Annotated in this window: 9 protein-coding genes, 3 tRNA genes and 1 other annotated feature; of the genes, 6 read left to right on the top strand and 6 right to left on the bottom strand. The window is 33.3% G+C overall.

What is annotated here, in order from left to right; all coding sequences use genetic code 11:
• Positions 1-234 precede the first annotated feature (234 nt).
• Positions 235-1,008, bottom strand: coding sequence for a ParB/RepB/Spo0J family partition protein (locus tag FGK96_RS10425; protein ID WP_138083464.1), 774 nt, complete (start codon positions 1,006-1,008; stop codon positions 235-237).
• 76 nt (positions 1,009-1,084) lie between these two features.
• Positions 1,085-2,287: a S1C family serine protease gene (locus FGK96_RS10420; RefSeq protein WP_138083463.1), complete on the bottom strand. Its 1,203-nt coding sequence runs from the start codon at positions 2,285-2,287 to the stop codon at positions 1,085-1,087.
• A 196-nt stretch (positions 2,288-2,483) separates the two neighbouring features.
• Here FGK96_RS10420 and rlmH point away from each other — a divergent pair, with 196 nt between their 5' ends.
• Positions 2,484-2,963: a 23S rRNA (pseudouridine(1915)-N(3))-methyltransferase RlmH gene (gene rlmH / locus FGK96_RS10415; RefSeq protein ID WP_138083538.1), complete on the top strand. Its 480-nt coding sequence runs from the start codon at positions 2,484-2,486 to the stop codon at positions 2,961-2,963.
• Between the two features lie 59 nt (positions 2,964-3,022).
• On the opposite strand, the gene FGK96_RS10410 is transcribed toward rlmH, so the two are convergent.
• Positions 3,023-3,096: transfer RNA gene (locus tag FGK96_RS10410), tRNA-Arg, on the bottom strand.
• 177 nt (positions 3,097-3,273) lie between these two features.
• On the opposite strand from FGK96_RS10410, the gene FGK96_RS10405 reads away from it, so the two are divergent.
• Both FGK96_RS10405 and FGK96_RS10400 read left to right on the top strand, forming a co-directional pair.
• Positions 3,274-3,345 (top strand) — tRNA-Glu (locus tag FGK96_RS10405).
• 38 nt (positions 3,346-3,383) lie between these two features.
• Positions 3,384-3,457: transfer RNA gene (locus FGK96_RS10400), tRNA-Asn, on the top strand.
• Between the two features lie 26 nt (positions 3,458-3,483).
• Here FGK96_RS10400 and FGK96_RS10395 read toward each other — a convergent pair.
• From FGK96_RS10395 to FGK96_RS10385, 3 genes are all read right to left on the bottom strand, one after another.
• Positions 3,484-6,072: a YfhO family protein gene (locus tag FGK96_RS10395; RefSeq protein ID WP_138083462.1), complete on the bottom strand. Its 2,589-nt coding sequence runs from the start codon at positions 6,070-6,072 to the stop codon at positions 3,484-3,486.
• A 56-nt stretch (positions 6,073-6,128) separates the two neighbouring features.
• On the bottom strand, positions 6,129-7,748 hold the full coding sequence (locus FGK96_RS10390; protein WP_138083461.1) for an ATP-binding cassette domain-containing protein: 1,620 nt from the start codon (positions 7,746-7,748) through the stop codon (positions 6,129-6,131).
• Between the two features lie 78 nt (positions 7,749-7,826).
• On the bottom strand, positions 7,827-8,699 hold the full coding sequence (locus FGK96_RS10385; RefSeq protein WP_138083460.1) for a YitT family protein: 873 nt from the start codon (positions 8,697-8,699) through the stop codon (positions 7,827-7,829).
• Between the two features lie 124 nt (positions 8,700-8,823).
• Positions 8,824-9,050, top strand: a binding site (T-box leader).
• Positions 9,051-9,092: 42 nt separating this feature from the next.
• On the opposite strand from FGK96_RS10385, the gene trpS reads away from it, so the two are divergent.
• The 3 genes from trpS to FGK96_RS10370 all read left to right on the top strand — a co-directional run bounded on the left by trpS (position 9,093) and on the right by FGK96_RS10370 (position 12,829).
• Complete coding sequence (trpS, locus tag FGK96_RS10380; protein ID WP_138083459.1) at positions 9,093-10,115, top strand: tryptophan--tRNA ligase; 1,023 nt, start codon at positions 9,093-9,095, stop codon at positions 10,113-10,115.
• A 210-nt stretch (positions 10,116-10,325) separates the two neighbouring features.
• Positions 10,326-11,807, top strand: a complete 1,482-nt coding sequence (guaB, locus tag FGK96_RS10375; RefSeq protein ID WP_138083458.1) for an IMP dehydrogenase — start codon at positions 10,326-10,328, stop codon at positions 11,805-11,807.
• 161 nt (positions 11,808-11,968) lie between these two features.
• Complete coding sequence (locus FGK96_RS10370) at positions 11,969-12,829, top strand: GRP family sugar transporter (protein WP_138083457.1); 861 nt, start codon at positions 11,969-11,971, stop codon at positions 12,827-12,829.
• Positions 12,830-12,840: the final 11 nt, after the last annotated feature.

Below are 12,840 nucleotides of genomic sequence, written 5' to 3'. Positions count from 1 at the left end.
CTTAGTGTCCTTCTATGGATAATACTAGAACTATTCTAACATAAAAAAAGCTAGTTTTCCACAGTCTCAATTTAAGGTTTAAGACTTACCCACAACATGTGGAAAAAATGTTAACAATGTGAGTTAAGGTTTTCCACAGATTGTGGAAAAATTCAAAAAGTAAGAGAATCTAAGCTTTTTATCATGTTTATTCGTGTGGATAAACTTGATAAAAAAAAACAGAATATCAACAAGTTATTTTAATTTGTTGATAATTCTGTTGAGTTCTTCATCATCATGAAAGAGGCAAGATAATTGTCCACTACCATCTTTTTTTAGTTTTATATGAATAGAAAGGCCTAGAGATTTTGCGAGCTCTTCTTCTAGGGCTTTAATAAAAATATCCTTATCTATCTGTGGCTTTTTAGTTTGCTTTTTTAATTTTACGAGCTGCTCAGTCTGACGTACGCTGAGGTCTTGGTCGATAATACGATGAAAATAGTTTTCTTGATCCTGACTCTTATTCAAAGTAACTAAACTACGGGCATGCCCAGTACTAATTTTTCCCTCTTCTAGTGCAGATAAAATAATATCAGGTAACTGTAAAAGGCGGATACTATTAGTAATGTAAGGACGCGATTTGCCCATAAAAGTAGCTAGTTGTTCATGAGTTAATTGTTTTTTAGTAAGAATAGTTTGAAAAGCCTTTGCTTCTTCAATTGGATTTAAGTCGGATCGTTGAAGATTTTCAACTATTGCTTGGTGCATACTTTCAGTTGTTGAAATATTTTTTATGATTGCTGGAACTTTTTCTAAACCAGCTAGTTGAGAAGCTTTTAAACGTCTTTCACCCGCAATTAATTCATAGCCATAAATTTCGGATGGTCGGACGATAATTGGTTGGATAAGTCCATTTATTTTAATAGAATTTGCTAATTCTTTTAGTTCGTCATGATTAAAGTGAAGTCTAGGTTGATAAGGATTAGCAACAATATCTTCTATTTTTATTTCTTTTAATTCTTCTGTCATAGTTATCCTTTGCATACTAAAATACCTTTACGATATTGTAAAGGTATTTTACATAACTTGTCAATACTAATTGATCTTATTCATTTAAATCTTTTGTTGTTTTGGTCAATTTGATAGTAGTTGTTTTCTTATCTTTACCGCGATAGTAAGTAACTTTAATGCTATCATTTATCTCATGACTATAAAGTATAGTTTGTAAATCAGATTTTGTATTTACTGTTTCACCATCGATTTCAGTGATTATGTCATATTGTTTCAATTTACCAACAGCAGGCATATTGTCTATCACGGAAGCAACTACAATACCACCTTTAACATTTTCTGGTACTTGAAGTTGGTTCAAGGCATTTGTCGATAAGTCACCAAGGTTAACCATTCTAATTCCGATAGCTGGTCGAATAACTTCACCCTTAGCTTCCAGCTGATTAATAATTTTAATGACATCATTAGCTGGAATTGCAAATCCTATTCCTTCAACTGCATTGCCAGAAGCATTAGATTGTGAGATTTTGCTTGAATTAATACCAATAACTTGTCCTTCAATATTAATTAAAGCACCTCCAGAATTTCCTGGATTAATAGCAGCATCTGTTTGAATAGCATTTGTTGAAATTGTCTGACCCTCATCATTTTTAAGTGTTACTGTTCTACTTAAGCTTGAGACTATTCCTTCAGTGACAGAGTTAGCATATTCAGTTCCAAGGGGACTACCAATAGCAATAGCTACTTCCCCAACGTTTAAATTGGCAGAGTTAGCAAATTTAGCAACTGATTTTATTTTTTCAGAAGGAACTTTAACAACTGCTAAGTCAGAATAGGTGTCCGCTCCTACTAGTTTACCAACTATTTTTGAACCATCAGCTAATAAGATTTCAATTCTATCTGTTTTGTCAATAACATGGTTATTCGTTACAATATAGGCATCCTTACCTTCTTTTTTGTAAATGACTCCTGACCCTTCGCTGTAGATAGAGTAACCATTATCGTCATTTAAAGAGGATTTAGGTTCACCAAAGATATCATTTGCTTGATTAGCAGGACTAGATTTTCGATAATTAATGACCGAAACGACAGCATTTTGAACAACCTTAACAGCTTTTGTAGTATTGGTTGTATTTTTATAAGTTACTTTACTAATTGTTGTAGGCTTAGTAATTCCTTCTTGATTATTAGTAAAATCAGGGTGAAAGACACTTAATGTGAAAAAAGCGATTATACCACCAAGAATACCAACAACCAAGATACCAACTAGTTTCCAAATATTTTTTATTATTGTCACACCTTTGACCTCCACTTATTTTTATCATCATACAAAACTCTGCTTAATTATACCTTAATTTAGAGAAAAAGAAAAGAAATCCACAGCTTGTGGAAAAGTTTTCAGAACTATTGATAAGTCCTAGATTAAGAGAAAAAAATGGGAAATATTTTTGTGGATAAATCATTTTCTTAGAGGATATGGTACAATGTTTTTTATGAAAGTGAAAATAATAAGTGTGGGGAAACTCAAAGAAAAATATTTAAAAGATGGGATTACAGAATACCAAAAAAGGCTATCCCGTTTTTGTCAATTTGAAGTAATTGAACTTATTGATGAAAAGACACCTGAAAATGCTAGTCAAGCTGAGAATACAAAAATTTTAGCAAAAGAAGCTGAACGTATTCAAAAAAAGATAGGATCCAGAGATTTTATTATAGCACTTGCTATTGAAGGCAAACAATTTCCTTCAGAAGTATTTAGTCAGCAAATTACAAATATTACAGTCCAAGGTTACTCCAATATTACCTTTATTATTGGCGGTAGTTTAGGACTTGATGCTTCTTTGAAAAAAAGAGCTAATGTGTTAATGAGCTTTGGGCTACTGACTCTCCCTCACCAATTAATGCGTTTAGTTTTAGTTGAACAAATTTACCGTGCATTTATGATTCAAGAAGGGAGTCCTTATCATAAATAATAGTGTTTCACATGAAACATAAAAAAACATCATGACCTATAAAGCATGATGTTTTACTTTGATCCCAGCAGGATTCGAACCTGCGACCGTTCGCTTAGAAGGCGAATGCTCTATCCAGCTGAGCTATGAGACCTTAACTCCCTTATTTTAACAGAAACTAGGTGTTTCTGTCAATGCTAATAACAGGAAAGATAGCTTCCTCAAAAAAATTGAAAAACTTTTGAAATTTTTTTAAAAAAGTTATAGACAAAACCAAAAGTTCTGATATAATAATAAGAGTGTTAAGGAAAGTATTCCTTATAAACCTTAAGGTCCGTTGGTCAAGGGGTTAAGACACCGCCTTTTCACGGCGGTAACACGGGTTCGAATCCCGTACGGACTATCATAATTGCTGAGAAGCAATTTTTTTTATAACAATTTTCCGGCATAGCTCAGTTGGTAGTAGCGCATGACTGTTAATCATGATGTCGTAGGTTCGAGTCCTACTGCCGGAGTAAATAAAGTAAATTTAAATCAGCCCTTAATTATAGGGCTGATTTTTTTGACGTATTAGTTTTAAAATAAACTGAATAGAGAATATAACAAAAGCTACTAATGATAGTACAAGACCTTGTTTAAAACCTTTAGGAATAAAAGTTAAATAAATTTTTCCTTTTCCTTTAGGAACATCTATAGCCATAAATCCTTTTTGTGCTTTTCTAATTACAATTGGTTTATTATTATGCTTAGCACTCCATCCTTGATCGTACGGCAAGGTCAACAGAATTGAAGAATCTTTAGTTGTCTGATAGTCCAAACGTAGTCTATTTTGTCTTTGACTAAGGCTAACTTTGCGGTTTTTAATTATAGAAAGTGCCTTTTTATAGTTATCAATATCTAGACCATAAAAATGTGGGGAATCAAAGGAAATAGATTTATTTTTGGGAAATATAATATAAATATCAGCAACCTGTTCATCCTTAAAATAACCTAAATCAAAAAAGGTAAATGTATTATCTGTTGTATAGTGACTTGTTTTACCGTTAATAGTAATCAATACATCTTTTTCTTGTCGATTTTCAAAGGATACATTTGGTAAACTTAAATACATTTGTTTATTTTCTGGAATCTTAAGACGATAGCTTACAACAGTATCTTCAGCATTAGGTTCTGCTTTGTTAGAAATCTGCTTACCTACCATTTTTCCTGTCGACTTCAACTCAGCACTTTGTTCTGTAAAGTAGGTGTAATCCTTACCAGAGAGCCTATTTAATAAGCGGGTCTGATTGTCTAATGTATTAACAGTAAAGTTAGCGTCAACGAATTTTCCATTAGTCATAATAGCAAGTGGGAGGGCATAGTTATTTTTATAGAGACTAACCCTATCGATTTGATTAACCTTTGTAAAGCCAAATTTTTTATTATCAGATTCACTTAAATTATACTTAACTGCAAATAAGCTATCAGCAATTAAAGTGTTATTTTGATATCTTAGGTTTAGATTAGTTCCTTCTGATTTGAATCCAAGCCTATCAAGAACTCTACTTGATAGACGATTTCTGATAGATGAAAATTGAGAAATACCATGATAATTGAATTTCATACTATCATTCCCTGTTTGGGGAATGATACGCTCAGTTCTGTAAAAATCTGTGTCAACTTCATTTTGTTTCTTTACTAAGTTATCAATTTCTTGTAAATTTCTATTATAGCCTTGTCGAGTGGGGAATACCCATTCTTTTTCCAGGCCAGTAATAACATAATAGGTATTTAAGGTGCTTTCTAGAGTTGTAAAGATAAGTGTAAATATAATGATAATAATGATAGGGAACTTAAATTCTTCTAGACTCAATAATATTATAGTGTAGGCTGTTAAAAAAGCGATTGTTAAAAAAAATAAACTGGGTGTCAAAAAAGAATAGTGCTCTAAAAATAGATAAGGACTAGCTAGAGATAAACTAATAATCGTAAAGGCAAAAACAATTTTATTAATAGATAATTCTTCGATATGAGTGAGTGTTTCACATGAAAGTAATACCAATAGGAGCGGTATAGTCCAAGCATAGCGATGTAGAAACATATTCGGCGCATGCATTGCTTGCCAAAATAAATCAAGAGGTTGAAAATAATAACTCAGACAGATAATGACAATAAAAATTAAATATGCAAACTTCACCTGCCACTTAATTGACTTCACTGTAAAATATAGAGCAGTAAGTAGTAAAGGTAGTAAACCTACAAAAATCATGGGAATAGCATTAAATTTTGTCGTATCGTAAGTTCCTATAACGTACTTTGACAGTAAATCAAGAGACCAACTATTTTCAGTTATAAGTTTTGAAATAGGTGTAAACTTTTCTCCTTGATTGCGTAAGTCCAAATATGTAGGTAAAAGCATAAACGAGGCAGACAAGGCAGAAAGAATAGAAATGTTTACAAATCTTAAAAATGTTTTGACACGCCCTTTACAAGTCTCTTGATTTAGTAACTGTATAAGTAAATATATTGTCAAAAAGATAGAAACCATATAGGCAAAATAATAATTTTGAATAAATAAAATAGTAAGCGTAAAATAATAGCAACCAATTTTTTGATTGATGAGTCGGTGTAAACCGAGGATAATTAGAGGAATTAGTATAAATACATCCAGCCAAGTGTTAATTTCCAGTTGACTAGTTAAAAAACTCATTAAGGCAAATGAAGTAGATAGAGTTAAGATAAAATATGGCTTTACTTTACTGTAAATATTATGTAAAGAGAAGTAGGTTGATAGACCGATTAAACCAAATTTTAGTAAGGTAAATAAGTAGATTGCATCCGGCATTGACCTCAAATTAAAGAAATAAACAAATGGAGAAAAGAAACTCCCAAGGTAATAGCTAATTAATGCATAAAAATTGAGCCCTAAACCACTTGTAAAGGTATAAAAGATACTATCTGAGCCATGTAAAATATTTCTAAGAGTTTGAGCAAATATAACATATTGATGAAATCCATCACTGGCTAAAATAGTTTTACCACTTCCCCAATAAATTCCTTTTGAAAGTAGAACTATAAACATGATTAGAGTTGGAAGGGTAAAACTTGCTAGATAAACTAATAGTGTAGAAATATGTTTTTTTTGAATCATAGCTTATTCTTTCTAGTTGGTGATAAAAAACAATAAGGCGTCACCGCCTTATTGTTCTATTTCCAAAGTTCAGCAACCTTTGCCTGTACTTCTTGATTTTCAAGGAATTCATCATATGTTTCATCAATCCGATCAATGACTCCATTTTTTGAAATAACTACGATATGATTTGCGATTGTTTGAATAAACTCATGATCATGACTAGCGAAAATGACAGATTCTTTAAAGTCTTTAATGCCATCATTTAAGCTAGAAATTGATTCTAAATCCAAATGATTAGTAGGATCATCTAAGATTAAAACATTTGACTTTAAGAGCATGAGTTTAGATAGCATAACACGTACTTTTTCTCCACCAGAGAGAACGTTAACAGATTTTTTAACTTCGTCTCCTGAAAAGAGCATACGACCAAGAAAACCACGTAAGAAAGTATCGTCATCTTCCCCTTTGGCAGCAAATTGTCTCAACCATTCTAGAATAGATTCTCCAGATGCAAAGTCTTTTGAGTTGTCTTTTGGTAGATAAGATCGGCTTGTGGTAACTCCCCATTTAACAGTTCCCTCATAATCGATATCGTCCATTAAAGCACGCATTAAAGCGGTTGTTTGAATGTCATTTTGCCCAATTAATGCAACCTTATCGCCCGGACGAAGAATAAAATTAATATTATCAAGTATTTTTTCGCCATCAATTGTGACTGATAGATTTTCAACTGTTAAAAAATCATTTCCCATTTCACGCTCGGCCTTAAAGTTGATAAATGGATATTTACGACTTGAAGGAACAATTTCCTCTAATTCAATCTTATCAAGCATTTTTTTACGAGACGTTGCTTGTTTTGATTTCGATGCATTTGCTGAGAAACGAGCAACAAACTCTTGTAATTCTTTAATTTTTTCTTCTGCTTTAGCATTTCGGTCAGATTGTAAACGTGCTGCTAGTTCGGAAGATTGTTTCCAGAAATCATAATTTCCTACATACAGTTTAATTTTTCCAAAATCCAAGTCTGCCATATGGGTACAGACTTTATTTAAGAAGTGTCGATCGTGTGATACAACAATTACTGTATTTTCAAAATCAATTAAGAAGTCTTCGAGCCAAGAAATTGACTGAATATCAAGACCATTAGTAGGTTCATCTAACAAGAGAACATCAGGCTTACCAAATAAAGCTTTTGCTAAGAGAACTTTAACTTTATCACCATTTGCTAACTCACTCATTGTTTGGTAGTGTAACTCTTCAGCAATATTTAAGTTTTGAAGTAACTGAGAAGCTTCACTCTCTGCTTCCCACCCGCCAAGCTCTGCAAAAATACCTTCTAATTCAGCAGCACGAACACCATCTTCTTCTGAAAAATCTTCTTTCATGTAGATAGCATCTTTTTCTTTCATGATATTATAGAGTTGTTCATTTCCCATAATAACAACATCAATAACACGCTCTTCTTCATAATCAAAGTGGTTTTGACGAAGAACAGAAAGACGTTCATCTTGACCCAGAGAAATATGACCGGTAGATGGTTCCACATCACCAGCTAGAATTTTTAAGAAGGTTGATTTTCCTGCACCATTTGCGCCAATCAACCCATAGGTATTACCAGGAGTAAATTTAATATTAACTTCATCAAAAAGTTTTCGGTCACTAAAACGTAGTGATACATCAGAAACTGTAAGCAATTCGTCACCTCATAATTATTTGTCTAAATCCCATTGTATCTAAAAACCCCTCTTTTTTCAATTGGAAAGGGGCTTGTTTTACATAGGGAGTAGAATATCTTCATCTTCTCTTTTATATTGTTTTGTGACACTAAATCCGCGTCCCATAACTTGTGCTGCAGGCATAACAACTAAAAATGCAGTATCATCAATTTCGAGTATTTTTTCTTGTAAACTAGGTAGTTCATAGGTTGAGACAACAGTCATCAACATGACTTTATCAGAAGTTGTATAACCACCACGAATTGGAATTTTAGTAACCCCGCGATCCATCACTTTTGTAATGTAATCTTTAATGGTTAAATATTCTCTTGAAATAATCATTATATTTTTTGAGGAATCGAAACCATTTTCCATTACAGAAATAACGTAACCAATTACTAATAGACCAATTGTTGAATACATAACATCATCAGCACTTAATGACATAAATCCCATCAAGACACTAATACCGTCGACAATCGTCATTGCAACGCCTAAAGTTAGAGGTGAATGTTTATGTAAAATTTGAGTTAAAATACCGGTACCCCCAGTTGAAGAATTTCCCCAAAATACCATTCCTAAACCAATTCCGACAATAATTCCTCCAAAAATTGCTGCTAATAATTGATTATGAGTTAGAGTAGGTAAAAAACTTGTAAACCTGATGGCAATAGGATAAATCCATGATCCATATAGTGTTTTAACAAAAGTTTGTTTTCCTAAGAAAAAATAACATAAGAGCAATAAAGGGATATTACTAACCATTAAAAAAAGCGATGGGCTAATTCCAAGAAGTTCTTTGATAACAACTGAAATTCCGACCATACCACCTGAAGCAATATTATTATGGACAAACATTGTATTAAAACCTATTGCAGTAATAAAAGACCCTAATGTGACATATAGGATATCCCTTACCTTTTTTTCCATTAGCAGTTTTCTCCTTACATTTATTAATAAAAAGACTAGAGCAACATTATCTCTTAAAACTCCCTTATGAGTCAAGCATATTTTTTAAAATAAAAGGAAGTTGACAAATATTCTAAATTTTCATAGAATGGTTGTGAATTAGAAGAGTAGCTTTTAGCGTGTTTTTAGAGAGCTAGTGGTCGCTGTGAACTAGTAACACAATTAGTGAAATGGGCTGATGGACATTTTTGTAAGGAAACAATAACTTACGGGATTGGCACACCTTATTGTGCTGCTTCTTAATCCGAGAAGACAGAGATGATATTTTAGAATATCAACTGAGGTGGCACCGCGACTAATAACGCCCTCACGCAAGTTTTTGTGTGGGGATTTTTATATGTGAAAAGGAGAAAAATGAAAAAACCAATTATTTTAACTGGCGATCGACCGACTGGTAAATTACACTTAGGTCACTATGTCGGAAGTCTAAAAAGTCGAGTTGTTTTACAAAATGAAGCTAAGTATCAAATGTTTGTGTTTCTTGCTGATCAACAAGCTCTAACTGACCATGCCAAGGAATCAGAATTAATCAGAAATTCAATTGGAAATGTAGCGCTAGATTATCTTTCTGTTGGTTTAGATCCAGCAAAATCAACTATTTTTATTCAAAGTCAAATTCCTGAATTAGCAGAATTGACGATGTATTATATGAATCTTGTTTCCTTAGCAAGATTGGAACGTAATCCAACAGTGAAAACAGAAATTGCTCAAAAAGGTTTTGGAGAAAGTATTCCTAGTGGTTTTTTAGTATATCCAATTTCTCAAGCAGCTGATATTACAGCATTTAAAGCAAATCTAGTTCCAGTTGGCAATGACCAAAAACCAATGATTGAGCAAACTAGAGAGATTGTTAGAAGTTTTAATTTTACTTATAAAACGGATTGTCTTGTTGAACCGGAAGGACTATATCCCGAAAATGAAAGTGCGGGTCGCCTACCTGGTTTAGATGGTAATGCAAAAATGTCTAAATCGCTAGGAAATGGTATTTACTTATCTGATGATGCAGATACCGTACAGAAAAAAGTTATGAGTATGTACACTGATCCAAATCATATAAGAGTAACAGATCCTGGGCAAATTGAGGGCAATATGGTATTCCACTATCTTGATATTTTTGGTAGAGAAGAAGACCAAGCTGATATTCAGGCGATGAAAGAGCACTATCAAAAAGGTGGTTTAGGTGATGTAAAGACTAAACGCTTCTTATTAGACATTCTTGAACGTGAATTGACACCTATTCGTGAGAGGAGATTAGAATATTCACAAGATATGGGTGAAGTTTTTAGAATGTTAGAAAAAGGTAGTCAAGATGCTCAAAGAGTCGCTGCACAGACCTTATCAGAAGTAAAGTCTGCAATGGGGATAAACTATTTTTAGTAAAAGGAGAAGTCAGTTCTAAGGAATTGACTTTTTGCTTATGGTGGGAATCTATTTCTAAAAAAAGAAGAGAGAAATTATGAAATAAAACAACTTATAGACATATAAATTATACTCTATTTATTGACAAATCTATTTAGCATGATATGATAGTAACAACAAAAATGACTAGGCTAAAACCATGGAAAACAAAGAAAGAGGATTATTTGAATGTCGAATTGGGACACTAAATTTTTAAAAAAAGGCTTCACTTTTGATGATGTACTACTTATTCCAGCTGAAAGCCATGTTTTGCCAAATGAAGTTAACATGCAAACAAAGTTAGCTAAAAATTTAACATTAAATATTCCTATTATTAGTGCTGCTATGGATACTGTTACTGATAGTAGAATGGCCATTGCTATCGCGCGTGCTGGTGGATTAGGTGTTATCCATAAAAATATGTCAATCATTGAACAGGCAGAAGAAGTCCGTAAGGTAAAACGTTCTGAGAATGGAGTTATTATTGATCCATTTTTCTTAACTCCAAATCATAAAGTTGCTGAAGCTGAAGAACTTATGCAACGTTATAGAATTAGTGGTGTTCCTATTGTTGAAACAATGGGGAACCGTAAATTAGTTGGTATCATTACAAATCGTGATATGCGTTTTATTAGTGATTATGATTCACCAATTTCTGAACATATGACAAGTGACAAATTAGTAACTGCAGAAGTTGGAACAGATTTAGCAACTGCAGAACAAATTTTACATCAGCATCGTATTGAAAAATTACCGCTGATAGATGATAGCGGTCGTTTATCTGGTCTTATCACAATTAAAGATATTGAAAAGGTTATTGAGTTTCCTAATGCTGCTAAAGACACTTTTGGCCGCTTACTTGTCGCTGCTGCAGTTGGTGTTACTTCAGACACTTTTGATCGTGCAGAAGCTTTATTCGAAGCGGGTGCTGATGCGATTGTAATTGATACAGCTCACGGACACTCAGCAGGTGTTTTGAGAAAAATTGCTGAGATTCGTGCTCACTTTCCTGACAAAACACTTATTGCTGGAAATATTGCAACTGCTGAAGGGGCACGCGCTTTATATGATGCGGGTGTCGATGTAGTAAAAGTTGGAATTGGTCCTGGTTCGATTTGTACGACGCGTGTTGTTGCAGGTGTTGGGGTACCTCAAGTTACAGCAATTTATGATGCAGCAACTGTTGCTAAGGAATATGGTAAAACGATTATTGCTGATGGTGGAATTAAATACTCAGGTGATATTGTGAAAGCTTTAGCTGCTGGTGGAAATGCTGTTATGCTTGGTTCCATGTTTGCTGGTACTGATGAAGCTCCAGGTGAGACAGAAATATTCCAAGGACGTAAATTTAAAACCTATCGTGGAATGGGATCCATTGCAGCAATGAAAAAAGGCTCTAGTGACCGTTATTTCCAAGGTTCAGTTAATGAAGCTAATAAATTAGTTCCCGAAGGAATTGAGGGCCGTGTAGCCTATAAAGGCGCTGTTTCAGATATAGTCTTCCAAATGTTAGGTGGTATTCGCTCTGGAATGGGTTATGTAGGCGCAGCTTCTATTAATGATCTCCATAATAAAGCACAGTTTATTGAAATGTCTGGTGCAGGACTTATTGAGAGCCATCCTCATGACGTTCATATTACAAATGAAGCACCAAATTACTCTGTGCATTGATTTATAGACAAAGCTAAGTATATTTCTTGGCTTTTTTTGGTCTTGTTTCTTATTAAATTTTAAGATATAATATTTTTCTAGGTTAATTTAACCTAAATTTTGTCAATGTGCTTGTCACAATTGTAAAGCAATTGTCAAGTTCATTGTAAAGGAGCAGTATAGTGGAAGGTATACTTTTTGCACTAGTACCAATGGTTGCATGGGGAAGTATCGGTTTTGTTAGTAATAAAATTGGTGGTAAACCTAGTCAACAAACTTTTGGTATGACATTAGGTGCTGTTTTATTTGCTATTATGGTTTGGATAGTAAAAAGACCCGAAATGACAAGTCAGTTATGGATTTTTGGCTTTTTGGGTGGTTTTCTGTGGTCTATTGGGCAGACAGGGCAGTTTTATGCAATGAAACATATGGGGGTTTCTGTAGCAAATCCCCTATCAAGTGGTTCTCAGTTAGTTTTAGGAAGTTTAATTGGAGTCCTTTTATTTGGGGAATGGACACAAGCTTATCAGTATATTTTAGGATGTTGTGCCTTAATCCTATTAATCATTGGTTTTTATTTTTCAAGTAAAAAGGATAAAGATGTTCAAAAGGCAGAATTACATCATTATGGGAAAGGTTTTAGATCTTTAACTTATTCAACTATTGGCTATGTTTCCTATGTTGTCCTTTTCAATAACATTATGAAATTTGATCTCATTTCAGTTCTTCTACCAATGGCTATTGGAATGGTATTTGGAGCGAGTTTATTCATGTCATTTAAACTTAGTTTTGATACCTATGTTTTAAAAAATAGTTTAGTTGGAATTATGTGGGGGATTGGAAATGTCTTTATGCTTTTAGCTGCATCTAAGGCGGGATTGGCAATTGCCTTTAGTTTTTCACAATTAGGGGCTATTATTTCCATTATTGGTGGTATTATTTTTCTAGGTGAGAAAAAATCGAAACGCGAGATGCGTTGGGTTATATTAGGAATTATTTGCTTTATTGCTGGGGCTATATTATTAGGAATTGTTAAAGCTTAATAAATATAAAA

The sequence above is a fragment of the Streptococcus porcinus genome, assembly GCF_901542335.1.
GTDB lineage: Bacteria > Bacillota > Bacilli > Lactobacillales > Streptococcaceae > Streptococcus > Streptococcus porcinus_A.
The sequence above is the reverse complement of the archived record's forward strand: the minus strand, read 5'-3'. Positions and strand labels throughout refer to the sequence as shown.

Excerpts from the sequence above, each read along its gene's own strand:
- FGK96_RS10425 (WP_138083464.1), bottom strand. The coding sequence starts at position 1,008 with ATGACAGAAGAATTAAAAGAAATAAAAATAGAAGATATTGTTGCTAAT.
- rlmH (WP_138083538.1), top strand. The coding sequence starts at position 2,484 with ATGAAAGTGAAAATAATAAGTGTGGGGAAACTCAAAGAAAAATATTTA.
- FGK96_RS10395 (WP_138083462.1), bottom strand. The coding sequence starts at position 6,072 with ATGATTCAAAAAAAACATATTTCTACACTATTAGTTTATCTAGCAAGT.
- FGK96_RS10385 (WP_138083460.1), bottom strand. The coding sequence starts at position 8,699 with ATGGAAAAAAAGGTAAGGGATATCCTATATGTCACATTAGGGTCTTTT.
- trpS (WP_138083459.1), top strand. The coding sequence starts at position 9,093 with ATGAAAAAACCAATTATTTTAACTGGCGATCGACCGACTGGTAAATTA.
- guaB (WP_138083458.1), top strand. The coding sequence starts at position 10,326 with ATGTCGAATTGGGACACTAAATTTTTAAAAAAAGGCTTCACTTTTGAT.